The 686-nt window shown below is 63.4% G+C and carries 2 pseudogenes; both read left to right on the top strand.

The features are described 5' to 3' along the window. Nucleotides 1-21: 21 nt before the first annotated feature. A pseudogene (locus tag HMPREF0591_RS34790) lies at nt 22-309 on the top strand (IS256 family transposase); the annotation flags it as partial. 79 nt (nt 310-388) lie between these two features. After that, nucleotides 389-686 (top strand): annotated as a pseudogene (locus HMPREF0591_RS34795) (IS256 family transposase); the annotation flags it as partial.

Raw genomic sequence — 686 nt, forward strand, 5'->3', positions numbered from 1 at the left:
GGGGTCCGTGCTGATGGCCGCATGGAGCTCGTCGGGCTGGCTGACGGCTTCCGGGGATCGACTGAGTTCTGGGCTGATTTGCTGCGCGATTGCCGCCGCCGCGCCATGACCGCAGCGGTGCTCGCGGTCGGCGACGGCGCCCTGGGCTTCTGCAAGGCGTGCGGGAGGTGTTCCCGGATATTCGAGAGTAGCGCTGCTGGTGGCATAAGCAGGCCAATATTCTTGCCGCACTGCCGAAATCGGTGCACCCAGGGTGCAGTCGCGGCGATGAAGGAGATCTACAACGCCGAGGATATCGACAAAGCCCAGCTCGCGATCAAAGCGTTCGAGATCGACTACGGCGCCAAATACCCCAAAGCGGTCGCCCAAGATCGTCGACGACGCCGAGGTGTTTTTGGAGTTCTACCGGTATCCCGCCGAGCATTGGATCCACCTTCGCACCACAAATCCGATCGAAAGTACCTTTGCGACAGTACGTTTGAGGACCAAAGTCACCAAAGGGCCGGGCTCCCGCGCGGCCTGGCTGGCGATGGCCTACAAGCTAATCGAGGCCGCCCAGGCCCGCTGGCGCGCGGTCAACGCACCACACTTGGTCGCCCTCGTCCGTGCCAGCGCCGTCTTCCACAAGGGCAAGCCGCTCGAACGGCCTATCGACATCACACCCGAACCGTCGGCAGCTGAGCCTC

This window comes from Mycobacterium parascrofulaceum ATCC BAA-614 (assembly GCF_000164135.1).
Taxonomy (GTDB): domain Bacteria; phylum Actinomycetota; class Actinomycetes; order Mycobacteriales; family Mycobacteriaceae; genus Mycobacterium; species Mycobacterium parascrofulaceum.